Origin of the sequence: Enterobacter cloacae complex sp. P2B, from assembly GCF_014895985.1 — a bacterium.
In the GTDB taxonomy this organism is placed as follows: domain Bacteria; phylum Pseudomonadota; class Gammaproteobacteria; order Enterobacterales; family Enterobacteriaceae; genus Enterobacter; species Enterobacter bugandensis.
In genome coordinates this window covers 1,345-20,991 of sequence record NZ_JADBQQ010000027.1, presented here as the reverse complement: position 1 = coordinate 20,991, position 19,647 = coordinate 1,345, and the positions used below count along the sequence as shown (strand labels likewise).

Annotated in this window: 17 protein-coding genes; all 17 read left to right on the top strand. The window is 50.0% G+C overall.

Translation table 11 applies throughout. From position 1 onward, the window contains the following. The first annotated feature begins 3 nt into the window (after positions 1–3). Positions 4–1,440, top strand: coding sequence for a mannose-1-phosphate guanyltransferase (cpsB, locus tag IM313_RS21610; RefSeq protein ID WP_028013792.1), 1,437 nt, complete (start codon positions 4–6; stop codon positions 1,438–1,440). Positions 1,441–1,549: 109 nt separating this feature from the next. After that, positions 1,550–2,920 carry a colanic acid biosynthesis phosphomannomutase CpsG gene (cpsG, locus tag IM313_RS21605; RefSeq protein WP_192971312.1) on the top strand — a complete coding sequence of 457 codons (1,371 nt, stop codon included), beginning with the start codon at positions 1,550–1,552 and terminating at the stop codon, positions 2,918–2,920. Positions 2,921–2,966: 46 nt separating this feature from the next. Further along, on the top strand, positions 2,967–4,361 hold the full coding sequence (gene wcaJ / locus IM313_RS21600; protein ID WP_041909129.1) for an undecaprenyl-phosphate glucose phosphotransferase: 1,395 nt from the start codon (positions 2,967–2,969) through the stop codon (positions 4,359–4,361). Between the two features lies 1 nt (position 4,362). Continuing rightward, positions 4,363–5,841 (top strand): colanic acid undecaprenyl disphosphate flippase WzxC, encoded by a 1,479-nt coding sequence (gene wzxC, locus IM313_RS21595; protein WP_063437117.1) that lies wholly within the window; start codon positions 4,363–4,365, stop codon positions 5,839–5,841. 17 nt (positions 5,842–5,858) lie between these two features. Continuing rightward, positions 5,859–7,139, top strand: coding sequence for a colanic acid biosynthesis pyruvyl transferase WcaK (gene wcaK / locus IM313_RS21590; RefSeq protein WP_192971313.1), 1,281 nt, complete (start codon positions 5,859–5,861; stop codon positions 7,137–7,139). Further along, a complete protein-coding gene (wcaL, locus tag IM313_RS21585) occupies positions 7,136–8,356 on the top strand; it encodes a colanic acid biosynthesis glycosyltransferase WcaL (RefSeq protein WP_048959499.1) in 1,221 nt (406 codons plus the stop codon). Before wcaK ends, wcaL begins: the two co-directional genes overlap by 4 nt. Before the next feature lie 12 nt (positions 8,357–8,368). Next, positions 8,369–9,760: a colanic acid biosynthesis protein WcaM gene (gene wcaM, locus IM313_RS21580; protein ID WP_041909137.1), complete on the top strand. Its 1,392-nt coding sequence runs from the start codon at positions 8,369–8,371 to the stop codon at positions 9,758–9,760. Between the two features lie 176 nt (positions 9,761–9,936). Beyond that, entirely contained in the window at positions 9,937–10,833 is an 897-nt protein-coding gene (gene galF, locus IM313_RS21575) for a GalU regulator GalF (RefSeq protein ID WP_041909139.1), read from the top strand. 353 nt (positions 10,834–11,186) lie between these two features. Next, on the top strand, positions 11,187–12,269 hold the full coding sequence (gene rfbB / locus IM313_RS21570) for a dTDP-glucose 4,6-dehydratase (protein WP_049137379.1): 1,083 nt from the start codon (positions 11,187–11,189) through the stop codon (positions 12,267–12,269). A gap of 51 nt (positions 12,270–12,320) precedes the next feature. Beyond that, positions 12,321–13,265 (top strand): NAD-dependent epimerase/dehydratase family protein, encoded by a 945-nt coding sequence (locus IM313_RS21565; protein WP_192971314.1) that lies wholly within the window; start codon positions 12,321–12,323, stop codon positions 13,263–13,265. Further along, on the top strand, positions 13,265–14,299 hold the full coding sequence (locus IM313_RS21560) for a glycosyltransferase family 4 protein (protein ID WP_192971315.1): 1,035 nt from the start codon (positions 13,265–13,267) through the stop codon (positions 14,297–14,299). The genes IM313_RS21565 and IM313_RS21560 overlap by 1 nt, the downstream gene beginning before the upstream one ends. Beyond that, positions 14,300–14,860 carry a sugar O-acyltransferase gene (locus IM313_RS21555; protein ID WP_072058741.1) on the top strand — a complete coding sequence of 187 codons (561 nt, stop codon included), beginning with the start codon at positions 14,300–14,302 and terminating at the stop codon, positions 14,858–14,860. 38 nt (positions 14,861–14,898) lie between these two features. Then, positions 14,899–16,785 (top strand): nucleoside-diphosphate sugar epimerase/dehydratase, encoded by a 1,887-nt coding sequence (locus IM313_RS21550; protein WP_047363176.1) that lies wholly within the window; start codon positions 14,899–14,901, stop codon positions 16,783–16,785. Between the two features lie 81 nt (positions 16,786–16,866). Continuing rightward, positions 16,867–17,406, top strand: coding sequence for a dTDP-4-dehydrorhamnose 3,5-epimerase (rfbC, locus tag IM313_RS21545; RefSeq protein WP_028013780.1), 540 nt, complete (start codon positions 16,867–16,869; stop codon positions 17,404–17,406). After that, positions 17,403–18,221: an NAD(P)-dependent oxidoreductase gene (locus IM313_RS21540; RefSeq protein WP_047367923.1), complete on the top strand. Its 819-nt coding sequence runs from the start codon at positions 17,403–17,405 to the stop codon at positions 18,219–18,221. Before rfbC ends, IM313_RS21540 begins: the two co-directional genes overlap by 4 nt. Further along, positions 18,214–19,473: an O45 family O-antigen flippase gene (gene wzx, locus IM313_RS21535; RefSeq protein ID WP_047367922.1), complete on the top strand. Its 1,260-nt coding sequence runs from the start codon at positions 18,214–18,216 to the stop codon at positions 19,471–19,473. The genes IM313_RS21540 and wzx overlap by 8 nt, the downstream gene beginning before the upstream one ends. Beyond that, positions 19,460–19,647 (top strand): glycosyltransferase family 2 protein (locus IM313_RS22810; RefSeq protein ID WP_370551895.1); only part of this gene is annotated, 188 nt, incomplete at its 3' end. The genes wzx and IM313_RS22810, both read left to right, overlap by 14 nt.

The following is a 19,647-nucleotide window of genomic DNA, read 5'->3' as shown; positions in this document are numbered from 1 at the left end:
ATCATGAGTCAAACCACTTTGTATCCGGTTGTGATGGCTGGTGGCTCTGGTAGCCGGTTGTGGCCGCTGTCCCGCGTGCTCTATCCAAAACAGTTCCTCTGCCTGAAAGGGGATCTCACCATGCTGCAGACGACGGTAAACCGTCTGCACGGCGTGGAGTGTGAAAGCCCGGTGGTGATTTGTAACGAACAGCACCGCTTTATCGTTGCCGAGCAGCTGCGTCAGCTGAACAAGCTCACGGAAAACATCATCCTGGAGCCTGCCGGACGTAATACCGCGCCCGCGATCGCCCTGGCGGCGCTGGCGGCAAAACGCAGCAGCCCTGACTGTGACCCGCTGATGCTGGTCCTGGCGGCAGATCACGTTATCCAGCAGGAAGACGCATTCCGCGACGCGGTGCGTGCCGCGATCCCTTACGCCGAGAGCGGCAAGCTGGTGACCTTCGGCATCGTGCCGGATCTGCCGGAAACCGGCTACGGTTACATCCGTCGCGGCAGCGTAACGCCGGGTGAGGGCGATAGCGTGGCGTTTGACGTGGCGCAGTTTGTCGAAAAACCGAATCTCGAAACCGCCCAGGCCTATGTCGCCAGCGGTGAATATTACTGGAACAGCGGGATGTTCCTGTTCCGCGCCGGACGCTATCTCGAAGAGCTGCGCAAATACCGCCCGGATATTCTGAACGCCTGCGAAAAAGCGATGGCGGTGGTGGACCCGGATCTCGACTTTATCCGCGTGGATGAAGAGGCGTTCCTCGCCTGCCCGGAAGAGTCTATCGACTACGCCGTGATGGAACGCACGGCTGACGCGGTGGTGGTACCGATGGATGCAGGCTGGAGCGACGTTGGCTCCTGGTCCTCCCTGTGGGAGATCAGCGCCCATACCCCGGAGGGTAACGTCCATCACGGCGATGTGATTAGCCACAAAACCGAAAACAGCTACGTTTACGCCGAGTCTGGCCTCGTCACCACCGTCGGGGTGAAGGATCTGGTGGTTGTCCAGACCAAAGACGCAGTGCTGATTGCCGACCGCAATGCCGTGCAGGACGTTAAAAAAGTGGTTGAGAAGATCAAGGCCGATGGCCGTCACGAACACCACATTCACCGTGAAGTGTACCGTCCGTGGGGCAAATATGACTCCATCGACGCGGGCGACCGCTATCAGGTGAAGCGCATCACCGTGAAGCCGGGCGAGGGGCTGTCGGTGCAGATGCACCACCACCGCGCTGAACACTGGGTGGTGGTGGCGGGTACGGCCAAAGTGACCATCGACGGCGAAGTGAAGCTGCTGGGTGAAAACGAGTCCATTTATATTCCGCTGGGCGCCACGCACTGTCTGGAAAACCCGGGGAAAATTCCTCTCGATTTAATTGAGGTGCGCTCCGGCTCGTATCTGGAAGAGGACGATATTGTGCGCTTCCAGGATCGCTACGGGCGCGTGTAGCACGCCGCATCATGCCCGGCGGCGCTGCGCCTGCCGGGCCTACGAATGACAAAAATAAATTTGGCCATTAAGTGGTCAGGGCCAACTGTTGCCTGAAAAAGGGGTCATCATGGAAAAATTAACCTGTTTTAAAGCCTACGATATTCGCGGCAAGCTGGGCGAAGAGCTGAATGAAGACATCGCGTGGCGCATCGGTCGCGCGTACGGCGAATATTTAAAACCTAAGACCATCGTGCTGGGCGGCGACGTGCGTCTGACCAGTGAATCCCTGAAGCTGGCGCTGGCAAAAGGGCTGCAGGACGCGGGCGTGGACGTGCTGGACATCGGCCTGTCCGGTACCGAAGAGATCTATTTTGCCACCTTCCACCTCGGCGTGGACGGCGGTATCGAAGTGACGGCCAGCCACAACCCGATGGACTACAACGGCATGAAGCTGGTGCGCAAGGGCGCGCGTCCGATTAGCGGCGACACCGGTCTGCGCGACGTGCAGCGCCTCGCGGAAGCCAACGACTTCCCGCCGGTGAGCGACGCGAAGCGCGGCAGCTACAAGCAGATTAACCTGCAGAAAGAGTACATCGACCACCTGCTGGGCTACATCAACGTGGCGAACCTCAAGCCGCTGAAGCTGGTCATCAACTCCGGCAACGGCGCGGCCGGCCCGGTTGTCGATGCGCTGGAAGCCCGCTTTAAGGCGCTGAACGTGCCGGTGACCTTCGTCAAGGTACACAACACGCCGGACGGTAACTTCCCGAACGGTATTCCTAACCCGCTGCTGCCGGAGTGCCGCGACGACACCCGCAACGCGGTGATTGAGCACGGTGCCGATATGGGCATCGCCTTCGACGGCGACTTCGACCGCTGCTTCCTGTTCGACGAGAAAGGGCAGTTTATCGAAGGCTACTACATCGTTGGCCTGCTGGCGGAAGCGTTCCTGGAGAAAAACCCGGGCGCGAAGATCATTCACGATCCGCGTCTTTCCTGGAACACCGTCGACGTGGTGAAGGCCGCGGGCGGCGAGCCGGTGATGTCTAAAACCGGCCATGCCTTCATCAAAGAGCGCATGCGCGAAGAAGACGCCATCTACGGCGGTGAGATGAGCGCGCACCACTATTTCCGTGATTTTGCCTACTGCGACAGCGGGATGATCCCGTGGCTGCTGGTGACCGAACTCCTGTGCCTGAAGGGGCAGAGCCTGGGAGAACTGGTACGCGATCGTATGGCTGCCTTCCCGGCGAGCGGGGAGATCAACAGCAAGCTGGCGCAGCCGGCCGAGGCGATTGCCCGCGTTGAACAGCACTTTGCCATTCACGCGCTGGAGATTGACCGTACGGACGGCATCAGCATGGCGTTCCCGCAGTGGCGCTTTAACCTGCGTTCGTCCAACACCGAGCCGGTGGTGCGCCTGAACGTGGAATCCCGCGCTGATACGGCGCTGATGGAAGCCCGAACGAAGGACATTCTGGCGCTGTTGAATCAGTAACAATTGCCCCTCCCGGCGGGAGGGGGAACCGAATACAGGAACAACGATGACGAATCTAAAAAAACGCGAACGAGCGAGAACGAATGCATCGTTAATCTCTATGGTGCAGCGTTTTTCTGATATCACCATCATGGTCGGTGGATTGTGGGCGGTGTGTCGGATCAGCGGGCTGCCGTTCTTATATATGCATCTTCTGATGGCCCTGATTGCGCTGGTTGTGTTTCAGATGATCGGCGGAATGACCGATTTCTACCGCTCGTGGCGCGGCGTGAAAATGACCACTGAACTGATGCTGCTGCTGCAGAACTGGACCCTGAGCCTGATTTTTAGCGCAGGCCTGGTGGCGTTCAGCCATGATTTTGACAACCGCTTCGTGACCTATCTCTGCTGGTACCTGTTAACCAGCGTCGGCATGGTGGTGTGCCGTTCCCTGATCCGCTTTGGCGCGGGCTGGCTGCGTAACCGCGGCTATAACCGTCGTTTCGTCGCCGTAGCGGGTGATTTACCGGTCGGGAGAGTGCTGCTCGACAGCTTCCGCAAAGAGCCGTGGTTAGGGTTTGAAGTGGTGGGGATTTACCACGACGCGAAGCCGGGCGGCGTGCCTGCGGACTGGGCGGGCAATTACGCGCAGCTTATTGAAGACGCGAAGGCCGGAAAAATTCATAACGTCTATATCGCCATGCAGATGAAAGACGAAACCCGCATCAAGCAGCTGATGCGCGAGCTGGCGGACACCACCTGTTCGGTGATCCTGATCCCGGACGTGTTTACCTTCAACATTCTGCACTCCCGCATTGAAGAGGTGAACGGCGTACCGGTGGTACCGCTGTATGACACGCCGCTGTCGGGTATTAACCGCGTGCTCAAGCGCGTGGAAGATATCGTACTCTCTTCCCTGATTTTACTGCTCATTTCCCCGGTGCTGTGCTGCATCGCTCTGGCGGTGAAGCTGAGCTCTCCCGGCCCGGTTATCTTCCGTCAGACCCGCTACGGCATGGACGGTAAACCGATCATGGTGTGGAAATTCCGCTCCATGAAGGTGATGGAGAACGACAAGGTGGTGACCCAGGCGACGCAGAACGATCCGCGCGTCACCCGCGTGGGGAACTTCCTGCGCCGCACTTCGCTTGACGAGCTGCCGCAGTTCATCAACGTCTTTACCGGCGGCATGTCGATTGTTGGTCCGCGTCCGCACGCGGTGGCGCATAACGAGCAGTACCGTTCGCTGATTGAAGGCTACATGCTGCGCCATAAGGTGAAGCCGGGCATCACCGGCTGGGCGCAGATCAACGGCTGGCGCGGCGAGACCGACACGCTGGAAAAAATGGAAAAACGCATCGAGTTCGATCTGGAGTACATCCGCGAGTGGAGCCTCTGGTTCGATATCAAGATTGTTTTTCTGACCATCTTCAAAGGCTTCGTGAACAAAGCGGCGTACTAAGATGAGCTTACGTGAAAAAACCATCAGCGGCGCCAAGTGGTCAGCGATGGCGACCATCGTCATCATTGGCCTCGGCCTGGTGCAGATGACGGTGCTGGCGCGCATTATCGATAATCACCAGTTCGGCCTGCTGACCGTCTCGCTGGTGATTATCGCGCTGGCCGACACGCTGTCTGACTTTGGTATCGCCAACTCGATTATCCAGCGCAAAGAGATTAGCCATCTCGAGCTGACCACGCTCTACTGGCTGAACGTGGGGCTGGGGATTTTCGTGTTTGTGCTGGTGTTCCTGCTGAGCGACGTGATTGCAAGCGTGCTGCACAACCCGGATCTCGCCCCGCTGATGCGCACGCTGTCGTTTGCCTTTGTGGTGATCCCGCACGGGCAGCAGTTCCGTGCGCTGATGCAAAAAGAGCTGGAGTTCAACAAGATCGGCATGATCGAGACCAGCGCGGTGCTGGCGGGCTTTACCTTTACCGTGGTGAGCGCCCATTTCTGGCCGCTGGCGATGACCGCTATCCTCGGTTACCTGGTTAACTCTGCCGTGCGTACGCTGCTGTTCGGCTACTTTGGCCGCAAGATTTATCGTCCGGGGCTGCATTTCTCTCTCGCGTCCGTCTCGTCCAACCTGCGCTTTGGCGCGTGGCTGACGGCGGACAGCATTATTAACTATGTGAATACCAACCTCTCGACGCTGGTGCTGGCGCGCATCCTGGGCGCGAGCGTGGCGGGGGGCTACAACCTGGCCTATAACGTTGCGGTTGTTCCTCCTATGAAGCTGAACCCCATTATCACCCGCGTGCTGTTCCCGGCGTTCGCCAAGATTCAGGACGACACCGAGAAGCTGCGCGTCAACTTCTACAAGCTGCTTTCCGTGGTGGGGATTATCAACTTCCCGGTGCTGCTGGGGCTGATGGTGGTTTCCAGCAACTTCGTGCCGCTGGTGTTTGGCGAGAAGTGGAACGGCATTATCCCGATCCTGCAGTTGCTGTGCGTGGTGGGGCTGCTGCGCTCCGTGGGCAATCCGATTGGTTCTCTGCTGATGGCGAAGGCGCGCGTGGATATCAGCTTTAAGTTCAACGTGTTCAAAACTTTCCTGTTTATTCCGGCGATTATCGTCGGCGGGCATATGGCGGGCGCCATCGGCGTCACGCTGGGCTTCTTGCTGGTGCAGATCGTCAATACCGTTCTGAGCTACTTCATCATGATCAAACCGGTGCTGGGCTCCAGCTACCGTCAGTACATCCTGAGCCTGTGGCTGCCGTTCTATCTCTCATTGCCGACCCTGGCGGTGAGCTACGGTCTGGGCATTATCCTCAGCGGGCATCTGCCGCTGGCCGCGCTGCTGGCGGTGCAGGTTGCCGCGGGCGCGCTGGCGTTTGGCGTGATGATTGTGCTTTCGCGCAACGCGCTGGTGGTAGAGCTGAAGCGCCAGTTTTGCCGTAACGAAAAAATGAAAACGCTGCTTCGCGCAGGCTAGTTCTTTAAGAGGCCATTATGAAATTATTAATTCTTGGCAACCATACCTGCGGCAACCGTGGCGACAGCGCCATCCTGCGCGGTTTACTGGATGCAATTAACACCCTTAAGCCTGAGACTGAAGTGGACGTGATGAGCCGTTATCCGGTCAGCTCATCCTGGTTACTGAACCGCCCGGTGATGGGCGACCCGCTTTACAGCCAGATGAAACAGCACAACAACGCCGCGGGCGTGATGGGGCGCGTGAAGAAAGTGCTGCGCCGTCGCTACCAGCATCAGGTGCTGCTTTCCCGCGTCACCGACACCGGCAGGCTGCGCAACATCGCGATCGCGCAGGGCTTTACGGACTTCGTGCGTCTGCTTTCCGGCTATGACGCCATTATTCAGGTCGGCGGCTCGTTCTTCGTCGATCTCTACGGCGTGCCGCAGTTTGAGCATGCGCTGTGCACCTTCATGGCGAAAAAGCCGCTGTTTATGATCGGCCACAGCGTCGGGCCGTTCCAGGATCCGCAGTTTAACCAACTGGCAAATTATGTGTTTGGCCACTGCGACGCGCTGATCCTGCGTGAATCGGTCAGCCTCGACATGATGAAGCGTAGCGAAATTGACACCTCTAAAGTAGAACACGGCGTGGATACCGCCTGGCTGGTGGATCACCAGGACGATAACTTCCAGCCGAGCTACGCGGTGCAGCACTGGCTCGACGTGACGGCGAAACAGAAGACCGTTGCGATTACCCTGCGTGAACTCGCCCCGTTCGATAAGCGTCTTGGCACCACCCAGGCAGCCTATGAGAAAGCGTTCGCCGACGTGGTGAACCGCGTACTGGACAGCGGTTACCAGGTGCTGGCGCTCTCAACCTGTACCGGCATCGACAGCTACAACAAAGATGACCGCATGGTAGCGCTGAACCTGCGCAACCTGGTGAACGACCCGTCCCGCTACCACGTGGTGATGGACGAGCTGAACGACCTGGAGATGGGCAAACTGCTCGCAGCCTGCGACCTGACCGTGGGTACCCGTCTGCACTCGGCAATTATCTCCATGAACTTTGGCACGCCGGCCATCGCCATTAACTATGAGCACAAGTCCGCCGGGATAATGCAGCAGCTTGGTATGCCGGAGATGGCCGTGGATATTCGTCATCTGCTGGACGGATCGCTCGGTGCAATGGTGGGGGACACCCTGGGTCAACTGCCCGCGATCAATGAACGCCTGGCGGTGACGGTGAAAGCCGAGCGCGAGAAGGGCATTGACATGGTGAAGTCGGTACTTGACCGCGTGCGGGAGGGGAAATGAAGGTTGGTTTCTTCTTACTGAAATTTCCGCTGTCGTCTGAGACCTTTGTACTGAACCAAATTACCGCGTTTATCGATATGGGATATGACGTGGAGATCGTCGCCCTGCAAAAGGGCGACACCAAAAATACCCATGCGGCGTATGCCCAGTATGGGCTGGAGGCCAAGACCCGCTGGCTGCAGGACGAACCGGCCGGGAAGCTGAGCAAGCTACGTTACCGGGCCAGCCAGACGTTACGCGGGATCCACCGCGCGTCGACGTGGCGCGCGCTGAACGTTTCCCGCTATGGATCGGAATCTCGCAATTTAATTCTGTCGGCCATCTGCGGGCAAACGGCGCAGCCGTATCGTGCCGACGTGTTTATCGCCCACTTTGGCCCGGCGGGGGTCACTGCCGCGAAACTGCGTGAGCTTGGTGTAATTGACGGAAAAATTGCGACCATCTTCCACGGTATCGACATTTCCAGCCGCGAGGTGCTGAACCACTACACGCCGGAGTATCAGGAGCTTTTCCGCCGCGGCGATATGATGCTGCCCATCAGCGACCTGTGGGCCGGGAGACTGAAAAGCATGGGCTGTCCGGGGGAGAAAATTGCCGTGTCGCGTATGGGCGTTGATTTAACGCGTTTCACTCGCCGCCCGGTTAAGGTGCCGGGAAAACCGCTGCAGATCATCTCCGTAGCCCGTCTGACCGAGAAGAAAGGGCTGCATGTGGCGATAGAAGCCTGCCGCCAGCTGAAAGCGCGCGGCGTAGCGTTCCACTATCGCATTCTGGGCATTGGGCCGTGGGAGCGTCGTCTGCGCACGCTGATCGAACAGTATCAGCTGGACGATGTGGTGGAGATGCCGGGCTTCAAACCGAGCCATGAGGTAAAGGCCATGCTCGATGAGGCGGACGTGTTCCTGCTGCCTTCGGTAACGGGCGCTGATGGCGATATGGAAGGTATTCCGGTGGCGCTGATGGAGGCGATGGCCGTCGGTATTCCGGTGGTCTCGACCCTGCACAGCGGGATCCCGGAACTGATTAAGTCTGACCATTCCGGCTGGCTGGTGCCGGAGAATAACGCGATGGCCCTTGCGGATCGATTAGCGGCCTTCAGCGACATCGACCAGCAGGCGCTGGAGCCTGTGCTCCAGAATGCCCGACAAAAAGTTGAAACCGATTTTAACCAGCAGGTAATCAATCGCCAGTTAGCGAGCCTGCTGCAAACGCTGTAACGCCGAGGTTGTATGCTGAAAAAGATTACCCGACGCACCTTTGTCTCTTCTCTGTCTGTTCTGGCGGCCTCGCCGCTGCTGTCGTCCCGCATGGCGCGGGCGGCAAGCGGAAAGACGGTCTCCATTAATCAGTACAATAACAACGACTGGATCGCCGCTTTTAAGCAGGCGTTTAAGGACGGTGACACCGTCGTTGTCCCGGCCGGACTTACCTGCGAAAACATCAATACGGGCATTTTCATTCCCGACGGTAAAACGCTGCTGATCCGCGGAGCGTTGACCGGCAACGGACGTGGGCGTTTTGTGCTGCAGGAAGGCTGCAAAGTGATCGGTGAAGGCAGTGGGCGCACGGAGAACATCACGCTCGACGTTCGCGGCTCGGACTGCGCGATCAAAGGGCTGGCAATGAGCGGATTTGGGCCGGTGACGCAGATTTACATTGGTGGCAAGAAACCTCGCGTGATGCGCAATCTGGTGATTGATAACATCAGCGTGAGCCAGGCTAACTACGCCATCCTGCGCCAGGGCTTTCACAATCAGGTTGATGGCGCCCGGATCACCAACAGCAAATTCAGCCATCTGCAGGGCGATGCGATCGAGTGGAACGTTGCCATCAATGACCGCAATATTCTCATCTCCGATCATGTGATCGATAACATCAACTGCACCAACGGCAAGATCAACTGGGGCATCGGCATCGGCCTCGCCGGCAGCACCTACGATAACGACTACCCGGAAAAGCAAACCGTGAAGAACTTCGTGGTGGCAAATATCACCGGCAGCAACTGTCGCCAGCTGGTGCACGTTGAGAACGGGAAACACTTTGTTATCCGCAATATAAAGGCCAAAAATATTACCCCCGATTTTAGTAAAAAGGCGGGTATAGACAACGCAACGGTCGCCATTTATGGCTGTGATAATTTCATTATTGATAATGTCGACATGGTCAATAGTGCCGGAATGTTAATCGGCTATGGCGTTATTAAAGGCGATTATTTGTCCATCCCGCAGAACTTCAAGCTTAACAATATCCATCTGGATAATCGCCAGCTAGCGTATAAGCTGCGCGGAATTCAAATTTCATCCGGTAATGCGACCTCCTTTGTCGCGATCACCAACGTGGAGATGAAGCGGGCGACGCTTGAGCTGCACAATAAGCCGCAGCATCTTTTCTTACGTAATATCAATGTGATGCAGGAGGCAGCTATTGGCCCCGCGCTGAAGATCAACTTCGACCTGCGTAAAGATGTGCGGGGTAAATTTATGGCCAAAGACGAAACCTTGCTGTCGCTGGCGAACATCAAAGCGGTGAATGAGAAAGGGCAGAGTTCGGTGGATATTGACCGGGTGGATCAGCAGGTAGTGAATGTGGAAAGGCTGAATTTTGCGCTTCCGCACAGATAATCGACAACTTTCTTTTTTGAGACTATTCCTGGCACAGAAGTGTGATCTATTCAGATTGCAACTACAGAAATTTGTGGGGCTAAGGCGTAACATTGCCAGAGGATTACGGCAAATCATGCTGGCGAAAACAGGTTTAAGAGCTATAATTCGTCAACCATTTTAAGGTGGAAGAAATAATGATTAATTTGAAAGCAGTCATTCCGGTAGCAGGCCTGGGCATGCATATGCTGCCCGCCACTAAAGCCATTCCTAAAGAGATGCTGCCGATCGTCGACAAACCGATGATTCAATACATCGTCGACGAGATTGTTGCTGCAGGGATCAAAGAAATCGTCCTGGTTACCCATTCGTCCAAGAATGCGGTTGAGAACCACTTCGACACCTCTTACGAACTCGAAGCGCTGCTTGAGCAGCGCGTCAAACGCCAGCTGCTGGCAGAAGTGCAGTCTATCTGTCCGCCAGGCGTAACCATTATGAACGTGCGTCAGGCACAGCCGCTGGGTCTGGGTCACTCGATTTTGTGTGCCCGTCCGGTAGTGGGTGATAACCCATTCATCGTTGTTCTTCCTGACATCATCATCGATACCGCTTCAGCCGATCCGCTGCGTTACAACCTGGCGGCAATGGTGGCTCGTTTCAATGAAACGGGCCGTAGTCAGGTGCTGGCGAAACGCATGAAGGGCGATCTCTCCGAGTACTCCGTTATCCAGACAAAAGAAGCGCTGGAGACGGAAGGGCAGGTGAGCCGCATCGTTGAATTCATCGAAAAACCCGATCAGCCGCAGACGCTGGATTCGGATCTGATGGCGGTTGGCCGTTATGTCCTGAATGCCGATATCTGGGCGGAGCTGGAAAAAACTGAGCCAGGCGCCTGGGATCGTATCCAGTTGACCGATGCAATTGCAGCACTGGCGAAAAAACAGTCCGTTGACGCAATGCTGATGACAGGTGACAGCTACGACTGCGGTAAGAAGCTGGGATACATGCAGGCGTTTGTGAACTATGGGCTGCGCAACCTGAAGGAAGGGGCGAAGTTCAGAAGCCGGATTGAGAAGCTGTTGGCTAACGACTGATATTCCTTCCGCGTCCAGAACAAACGGCAGTTATCATTTTTGGTGTTGAGACATAACCAAAATGATAACTGCCGTTTTTTTGTTATTAATTTTAATGATTACATAGGGTTATCTGATTCAAATCTCAGCAGCTTTGTAGCGATTTGTGCTTGTTTCTCTGGTCGTTTAGGACGACAATTAACGCCAGTTTTTGTCTGTAACCAGACAAGCAAAATCATTAATCAAACATCGCTCAGTGCACTGGTAGCTGTTAAGCCAGGGGCGGTAGCGTGCTCAATTTCTGAAACCATTATTAAACACTCAGGTTTCAGAACCCCAGTATCCAGACATATACACTAGACGGAACAGATAACGTGAAAATTCTTGTGACGGGCGGGGCTGGTTTTATCGGCTCAGCGGTTGTGCGACATATTATTAAAAATACACAGGACGATGTCGTCAATGTAGATAAGCTCACCTATGCCGGAAATCTGGAGTCGCTAACAGAAGTTAGTGATAGCAACCGATATGCCTTTGAGCATGCCGATATTTGCGACAAAGACGCCATGGATCGGATCTTTGCAAATCATAAGCCTGATGCGGTAATGCATCTGGCTGCTGAAAGCCACGTTGACCGTTCTATTACGGGCCCGGCTGCGTTTATCGAAACCAATATCGTCGGCACTTATGTGCTTCTGGAAGCCGCCCGTGCGTACTGGTCCACGCTTGATGAGCAGGCGAAGAAAGCGTTTCGTTTCCATCACATCTCTACCGACGAAGTGTATGGAGATTTGCCGCATCCTGATGAGCATCCTGCATCAACTGAGCTGCCACTCTTTACTGAAACTACCGCGTATGCGCCCAGCAGTCCGTATTCAGCGTCAAAAGCCTCCAGCGATCATCTCGTTCGTGCCTGGATGCGTACCTACGGTTTCCCGACCATCGTCACCAACTGTTCAAATAACTATGGCCCTTACCATTTCCCGGAAAAACTGATTCCGTTGGTTATCCTGAATGCATTGGACGGCAAAGCGCTGCCTATTTACGGCAAGGGCGATCAAATCCGCGACTGGCTCTATGTTGAAGACCATGCGCGTGCACTCTATACCGTGGTCACCCAAGGGAAACCGGGGGAGACGTACAACATTGGTGGACATAACGAAAAGCAAAACCTGGATGTGGTGCATACGATTTGCGATCTGCTGGATGAGATTGTGCCTAAAGAGGGGTCGTATCGCGATCAGATTACCTATGTTGCTGACCGTCCGGGCCATGACCGCCGCTATGCGATTGATGCTGAGAAAATTGGACTTGAGCTTGGCTGGAAGCCTGCGGAAACATTTGAAAGTGGGATTCGTAAAACAGTTGAATGGTATTTGGCAAACACGACATGGGTAGAAAACGTTAAAAGCGGGAATTATAAGACCTGGATTGTACAAAATTATCAAAATCGTTAAGGGCTGTCCGCCTCGATATTTATATGGTTAATTAGCTGATAGGGGACGACAATGAAAATTTTAGTGACTGGGGGAACTGGATTTCTCGGTACTGCTTTAGTCAAAACGTTAAGATCAGCAGGTCACCAGGTAATTTTCACTACGCGTCGAGAAGAAAATATTGAACAGGGAATGTATAATCTTGGCGATATTTCGGCTCAAACGAATTGGACTACGCTTTTACAAGGTTGTGATACTGTCATTCATACCGCAGGAAGAGCTCATATCCTTAAAGATGATGCTGAAGATGCGCTGACAGAATTTCGTCGTGTCAACCATGATGCGACAATGAAATTAGCTAATGACGCTGCAAACTGTGGCGTAAAACATTTCATCTTCGTCAGTTCAATTGGAGTAAATGGTAATTCCACATCGGGAATCCCTTTCAGTGAATCGACACCTGCCAGACCAACGTCAGATTATGCTATTTCCAAGCTGGAAGCCGAGGAAAGCCTTCTCAAGGCATTTTCAGGTAGTAATATGGCAATAACAGTCGTTCGTCCGGCTTTAATCTGTGGTCCAAATGCTCCGGGTAATATTCAACGCTTATTAAAGTTAGTGTCTAAAAACCTGCCTCTGCCTTTTAAGTCAGTAAAAAATAAGCGCGCCCTTGTTTCACTAGACAATGTTGTGAGCTTTATAAGTGAATGTACAACAAATGAAAAGTCAAAAAATGAACTTTATCTTTTGGCTGACCAGGAGCATCCTTCAACTGAAGAAATGATTACGGCATTTTCTACCGGGATGGGCATGACAGCGCGGATTGTTTATTTCCCTCGGGCATTACTTAAAATTTTTCTTTCAGCAATGAGGAAAAAAAGTATATATGACCAACTGTATGGCGATCTGGAAGTCGACTCAACGAAATCAAGGGAACAGCTTCAATGGACTCCACCCGTTACGTTGCAGGAAACGATGGTAAAAACAGCGAAGAATTTTATTGAAGGTAAAAAATAATGTTGTATCTGGGGATTGTCGTTTTTGCATTCTTTATCTCATGCGCGATGACCTGGGGTTTAAGGTTGTACGCCATCAAGAATAATGTGATTGATCAGCCAAACCAAAGAAGCTCACATAGTGTGCCGACGCCGCGCGGTGGAGGGGTTGCTATAGTATTAACATTATTAGCTGCATTACTATGGTTGGTACTGACAAAACATATCTCTTATGAGACATTTTTAGGCTTCTTCGTGCCGGGCTTATTGATTGCGGTTATCGGTTTTCTCGATGATCATGGACACATTGCTGCGCGCTGGCGTTTGCTGATGCATTTCTTAGCAGCAGCAATAGGTCTCTATTTCTTAGGAACGTTTCCGGATATTGATATATTTGGCTATGTCGTATCTTTGTCATGGTTTGGAATAATCATAGGAAGCGTCTATCTTGTGTGGATGTTGAATCTATATAACTTTATGGATGGCATTAATGGTCTTGCAAGCTCTCAAGCCATTACTTTTTCTCTGTGCAGTGTCGTTATAATAACGCTTAGCCAAAACGCTGGTTCTCCTGATGCGATGACGATGATTGCACTGGCTCTCGCTGGGGCTGCCGCAGGATTCATTGTGTGGAACTTCCCTGTGGCAAGGATCTTCATGGGGGATGCTGGAAGTGGTTTTTTAGGTATTTCTATTGGCCTGATGATTCTTTATTTTGCAAAGCTAGATTCACATGTCTTGTTCGCTGAACTTTGTCTGCTTGGCATTTTTATTGTGGATGCAACTACTACCTTGCTTAGAAGATTACTGGCTGGTAAAAAAGTTTATGAAGCACATGCAAGCCATTGCTATCAAATTCTTGCCCGCAAATATAAGAGCCATGTTCCGGTAACATTGGCGGCGATTGCAATAAATATTGTGTGGTTGTTCCCAATTGCATACTTAATCGTTTCTGCAAAAATTGATGGAATTGTTGGCATCATCATCGCGTGGCTACCATTGATATTTATCGCTTTCAAATGTGGGGCTGGAGTCAAAGACAAAGAGAATGCATAAATGAATGATCTGATCATTATAGGAGCTGGAGGGCATGGACGTACGCTGTACGAAACTGCTAGACTTTTGGGATATGAAAAGATTGTATTCCTCGATGATAATGAATCGTGCTTAAATACTTCAGAGATTCATGTTATTGGGAAAACATCAGATCTTAATCTCTATGCGGACACTGCCAAACATATTGCTATAGGCATTGGCAATAATAAGCTAAGAGAAGTATTCCACCATCAGCTTCAAAGTTTAAGTATTACTCCTACAACGCTGGTACACCCCTTTGCATTTGTGAGTCCGTCCGCTACCTTGGGGAGCGGGAGCGTAGTTTTAGCCGGTGCAGTTATTGGCGCAAACTCAACCTTAGGGGCAGGTACGATAGTTAATAGTCATTCGACGGTGGATCATGATTCGACTCTTGGTGATTTTGCCCACTTAGGGGTTGGCGTGCATCTTGCCGGTGGTGCGAATATTGGGAGATCGGCTTTTCTGCAAGCGGGAACAGTGGGTGGATATAGTGCAACAGTGGATGAGCATGCCATATGCCCTCCCGGTACTATTTTATAAATTAATAGCAAGCTTTAACGAGGCGACTAGTTTTTAGTATGCTAACTTATTTAATTTCTTTGCCAAGACCAATAAAACGGATTATTACACTCTCCATTGATGTTGTTTTGTTAACGTGTGCATTTTGGTTTGCATTTTGGGTTCGTATTGATTCTATGACACCGTTAACTAGCGTATCCCACTGGTTACTGCTCACATCAATAATAGTAATTACTCTTGCCATCTTTGTAAAACTTGGACTTTATAGAGCTGTAATACGTTACATAACCGCGAAAATACTGCTTGTTGTTTCTCTTGGAATGCTAATTTCGTCGTTACTCCTGATTATTGCCGCTTTTTACACAAACCTCTATCTTCCAAGAACCATCCCCTTTATTTATTTCTCGTTCGGGGTATTGCTTGTGGCGGGCTCGCGCCTTGGAATGAGAATGCTAGTTAATCGTGGCTTAAAATTGGGAACCCGCGTCATCATATATGGGGCCGGAGCTTCAGGACGACAGTTACTTCCCGCGTTGAGTCAGATGGATGAATACTATCCCGTTGCGTTTGTTGACGACAATCGCTCATTACAGGGGCAGGTTATCCATGGTGTAAGTGTGTTTTCGCCAGAAAAATTGGCATGGCTAATCGAGAAGTATGAGGCTAAGAAAATTCTGCTGGCGATGCCAAGTGCCAGCCGTGCGAGAAAAAATGAGGTGATTTCTACCCTCGAAGGACTACCTTGTGAGGTGCTTTCGATTCCGGGAATGGTTGACTTGGTTGAAGGAAAAGCGAGAATCGATGCTTTACGTAAAGTAGTAATTACCGATCTGTTAGGTCGCGACCCTGTTTCACCGATCCCTGAATTAGTCTCAAAGAATATTCTTGATAAAACGGTCATGGTCACTGGCGCAGGAGGGTCTATTGGTTCTGAACTATGCCGACAAATAATCAAAAATAAACCTTCACAACTAATTCTTTTCGAGTTATCAGAATACTCACTTTATTCTATCGATTCTGAGCTAAGAAATTTAATTCTGACACAATCCTTGAATACTAAGATTTACCCAATTTTAGGTAACGTTCAGGATATGGAACATCTTGAAAGGCTAATCAAGGCATTTAACGTTGAGACTATATACCATGCGGCAGCCTATAAGCATGTTCCGCTAGTTGAATTCAATGTTATTGACGGTGTCCGTAACAATATCTTTGGAACTTTGTGCTGCGCTCAAGCTGCCGAAAATTGTGGCGTCGAAAGTTTTGTTCTTATCTCTACAGATAAAGCTGTGCGGCCAACAAACACAATGGGTGCAACAAAGCGTATGGCGGAGCTGATTCTGCAGGCCCTGGCATCAGAATCGAGTAAAACCTGCTTCAGCATGGTCCGGTTCGGGAATGTGTTAGGTTCGTCCGGTTCGGTTGTCCCCCTATTTGAAAAACAAATCGCTGCTGGTGGTCCGGTAACATTAACGCACCCTGATATCACCCGTTATTTCATGACCATTCCTGAAGCAGCGCAGCTTGTGATCCAGGCTGGAGCAATGGGTAGTGGGGGAGATGTTTTTGTGCTGGATATGGGCGACCCGGTTAAAATTATTGATCTCGCCCACCGCATGATTGCCTTGCAGGGACTTTCCGTCCGTGATGATAAAAATCCTTATGGTGATATTGCTATCAAAACGACGGGACTGCGGCCTGGTGAGAAGCTTTATGAAGAGCTTTTAATAGGCGATAACGTCTCTATAACACAACATCCACGAATTAAAACGGCTAATGAAGTCATGCTTCCGTGGAGTGAAATGAAAAATATTCTTGCAGAATTGGATATCTCATGTCGCAACTTTGATTATGAACGGGTGCGCAAAATATTGCTAAATGCACCTACTGCATTTAATCCTACTGATGACATCTGTGACTTACTCTGGAAAGAAAACAACAGTTAAGTATTTTAAGTCAGTACCAAAATCTGAAATTAACTCACAAAGTAGATGGGAAAGAGATTCTTTCCCACCGAAGGATTTATAATGAACGTAATTCAAACACCTTTAAAAGATTGTGTGATCATTGAGCCTAAGGTTTTTGGTGATTCTCGCGGTTTTTTTCTTGAAGCCTGGCATAAAGAAAAATATGAAGATGCAGGAATTAAAGGTACTTTTGTACAGGATAATCGCTCACGTTCGAGTCGAAATGTTCTACGTGGACTGCATTTCCAGAAAACGAAGCCTCAGGGTAAATTAGTTAGCGTAATCAGCGGTGAAGTTTATGATGTTGCAGTGGATCTTCGCCAAGATTCTGATACGTTTGGCCAATATGTTGGTGTACTTCTTTCAGGCGAGAAGAATAACCAGTTGTACGTTCCTCCTGGGTTTGCCCATGGATTCTGCGTATTAAGCGATTATGCCGATTTCCACTATAAGTGTACTGATTTTTACGATCCAAAGGATGAAGGTGGGATTATCTGGAATGATCCGGATATTGCCATTGACTGGCCGATAACATCACCACTCCTCTCTGAAAAAGACATCAAATTAATTACACTCGCTGAGTATAAGAAAACGTTATGAAAGCACATTATACAGTGATCGGTGGACGTGGTTTCATTGGTAGTGAAATCGTGGAAAACCTTCTGGCTAAGGGGGAAAAAGTTGAAGTCCCGCCACGCGATGATGAGACTCTTTTTGATAGAGATCTGGGCATTGTCATCTATGCTGCTGGCAATGGTGATTGTGCAAACACACCATTTGATGTATATAAATCAAACACCGAGTTGCTGGCATCAATTTTGGAACGCGCTGAGTTCTCGAAATTAATCTATATTTCATCAACGCGCGTATATATGGAACAAGATAGCGCGTCGGAAAATGATAATCTTACGGTATGCAGCAGCGATAACCGAAGACTTTTTAACCTTACTAAACTGGTAAGTGAAGAGTTATGCCTTAAAAGCAGCCGAGATACGATTATTGTCAGACCTAGTAACGTTTACGGTTTGGCGTTAAAAAGTAAGTTATTCCTGCCAAGCATAATAAGAAATGCAATTTCGAATAAACATATTGATATGTATGTTGCGCCTGCATATGCAAAAGATTATGTTTCAGTTACGGATGTTGCAGAAATGATTTACCTCATCAGCCGTAAGAATGAACATCAGATCTATAACATTGCTTCTGGTGTAAATACCAAAGCATCTGATATTGCAGATTTAATTGCAAGTAAAACTGGCTGTACGATCAAATGGCATGAAGGTTTCAAAGGTGAGTATTTCCCTCCTACGGATAATACCAGAACTATAAATGAGTTCGGCCATGTCTATAAAAATGTATTGTCTGATATAGAAATAATGATCGATAACTTTAAAAAGAATATGACAGATGTCTAATTTTTTCTTATCAGCCATTAAAAAAAATGTGGCGGATGAAGATAAAAGAAAAGTCTTTGTGAACTTTTTTTATCTTAGCCTCGAGAGAATCACTCAACTCGTTATCATTATTATTATTAACAGATTATTGATAAATCATTATAATTTTGGTGATTTCAGTAGCTGGCAATATTCTCTCGTTATTCTGGCTATATTCATGACAGGCACATGGATCTGTGGGGCTGAGGTGGTTATTCCTAAATTGCTGGATGCACCATCAAAAATAAACTCCACTATGAGCAACGTGATTTTATTGCGTCTAGCGGCAGGAGTTTTCGTTGCATTGTGCATGGTGGCATGGGGAATCTTTGCTGCCAGTGGACTGTCCAGACAGTTCATTATTGGTTTGGCCATATCTGTTGCATTACGAGAAACTTTTATTGTAGGTTTAACATGGTACCAAAGCCAGGCTCGTCTCAAGTTACCTTGCCTCGTGCTGATGTTCGCTGCAATAATTAAACTCATTGTCATTTATATTGGTGTAAGGAATCAATTGCCAATAAATTATCTTTGGGTGGCATGGGTTATAGAATCACTTTTACCTTGTGGCTTTATCTTTTATACTTTCAGAAAAGCTACAGGATTTAAATTCGTGAAGGTTGATTCTGAGATTTTTTCGTATTTTAAGATTGGTGTCGCCGTATGGTTTTGTTTGATTATGCAGCAGGTCACCATGAAATTTGATCGAGTATATCTCGAAGGAAAAATTTCTGGAGAAACGTATTCGAACTATGCAGCAGCACTTCAGTTAGTCGATAACTGGTATGCAATATGTATTCTGTTTGTTCAGGCAATCGCACCAATTTTTATATTTAAATTTATTGATATTACAACAATAAAAAGAAAATTGCCGTTCTGTATTTTCGCTACGCTTTCAGTAACCTGTGCTGGCGCACTGTTTACAACAATTCTTGCCGACATGATTATTCACGTCCTTTATGGTGCAAAACTCGTTTACGCATATAGTTATTTAAAAACATTTGTCTGGTTAACACCAATATTAGCTATAGATCAGTTGCTCAGTATGGTTCTAATTAGAATGAAGCAGTTAAAAAAATTAGCTATTAAGTGGTTGATAGCCTTCTGCCTGGTAGTGGCTATTGTTCCTGCCATTTTCCATTATATGGGGGTGAGTAACATCGTCATCGGTTTAGCAGTAGTCTACGCCTTTAATATAATTTATTCTACGAGGTGCATTAGTGCAGTACAATGATAAGATTTCAATAGTGGTCCCTGCTTACTGTGAACCATCGAAAGTTAAGCGCTTCATGGATGCTATACTGAATATTGATTATCCAAACAACCTTGTCGAATTAATCCTTATTGACGATTGTAGCCCAATTTCACTTGCAGAAATCGCAGGCTCGTATGCGGAAGCGTTTAAAGA

What these genes read in the sequence shown, in the direction of transcription:
- wcaL (WP_048959499.1), top strand. Translation starts at nt 7,136, where the DNA reads ATGAAGGTTGGTTTCTTCTTACTGAAATTTCCGCTGTCGTCTGAGACC.
- IM313_RS21555 (WP_072058741.1), top strand. Translation starts at nt 14,300, where the DNA reads ATGAATGATCTGATCATTATAGGAGCTGGAGGGCATGGACGTACGCTG.
- IM313_RS21565 (WP_192971314.1), top strand. Translation starts at nt 12,321, where the DNA reads ATGAAAATTTTAGTGACTGGGGGAACTGGATTTCTCGGTACTGCTTTA.
- IM313_RS21550 (WP_047363176.1), top strand. Translation starts at nt 14,899, where the DNA reads ATGCTAACTTATTTAATTTCTTTGCCAAGACCAATAAAACGGATTATT.
- galF (WP_041909139.1), top strand. Translation starts at nt 9,937, where the DNA reads ATGATTAATTTGAAAGCAGTCATTCCGGTAGCAGGCCTGGGCATGCAT.
- wcaK (WP_192971313.1), top strand. Translation starts at nt 5,859, where the DNA reads ATGAAATTATTAATTCTTGGCAACCATACCTGCGGCAACCGTGGCGAC.
- cpsB (WP_028013792.1), top strand. Translation starts at nt 4, where the DNA reads ATGAGTCAAACCACTTTGTATCCGGTTGTGATGGCTGGTGGCTCTGGT.
- wzx (WP_047367922.1), top strand. Translation starts at nt 18,214, where the DNA reads ATGTCTAATTTTTTCTTATCAGCCATTAAAAAAAATGTGGCGGATGAA.
- wcaM (WP_041909137.1), top strand. Translation starts at nt 8,369, where the DNA reads ATGCTGAAAAAGATTACCCGACGCACCTTTGTCTCTTCTCTGTCTGTT.
- wcaJ (WP_041909129.1), top strand. Translation starts at nt 2,967, where the DNA reads ATGACGAATCTAAAAAAACGCGAACGAGCGAGAACGAATGCATCGTTA.
- cpsG (WP_192971312.1), top strand. Translation starts at nt 1,550, where the DNA reads ATGGAAAAATTAACCTGTTTTAAAGCCTACGATATTCGCGGCAAGCTG.
- IM313_RS21540 (WP_047367923.1), top strand. Translation starts at nt 17,403, where the DNA reads ATGAAAGCACATTATACAGTGATCGGTGGACGTGGTTTCATTGGTAGT.
- rfbC (WP_028013780.1), top strand. Translation starts at nt 16,867, where the DNA reads ATGAACGTAATTCAAACACCTTTAAAAGATTGTGTGATCATTGAGCCT.
- wzxC (WP_063437117.1), top strand. Translation starts at nt 4,363, where the DNA reads ATGAGCTTACGTGAAAAAACCATCAGCGGCGCCAAGTGGTCAGCGATG.
- IM313_RS21560 (WP_192971315.1), top strand. Translation starts at nt 13,265, where the DNA reads ATGTTGTATCTGGGGATTGTCGTTTTTGCATTCTTTATCTCATGCGCG.